The following is a 316-nucleotide window of genomic DNA, read 5'->3' on the forward strand; positions in this document are numbered from 1 at the left end:
GTCGTGGGTGAGGTGGTTGGAGGGGAGGTGGGGAGAGATGGGGGTCTTGTCGAGGAGCTGGGGGGCAGGGGGGGGGGGGATGGGGTAGATGTAGGTGAGTGCAAGGTGGATGGGGTTGTGGGGGGGGAGGTGGAGGTGGTGGGTGACGGTGATGAGTTGTTGAGAGAGGGAAGGGAGGGTGTTGGGGAGGTGGTTGGGGTTGAGGAGGTGGAGAAGAGAGGAGGGTTGATGAGGGAGGATGAGGTGTGGGTGGAGAGGGGTGATGGATGGGAGGGGGAGGATGTGGTTGTGACGTGGGGAGAGGAGGTGAGGGGAG

Annotated in this window: 1 protein-coding gene; it reads left to right on the forward strand. The window is 63.6% G+C overall.

Annotation, left to right across the window (positions count from 1 at the left end; translation table 11 throughout):
* A partial coding sequence (locus FS507_RS19925) for a hypothetical protein (protein ID WP_222121457.1) occupies positions 1-316 on the forward strand: 316 nt, incomplete at both ends.

Origin of the sequence: Corynebacterium glyciniphilum AJ 3170, assembly GCF_007673095.1 — a bacterium.
Lineage (GTDB): Bacteria > Actinomycetota > Actinomycetes > Mycobacteriales > Mycobacteriaceae > Corynebacterium.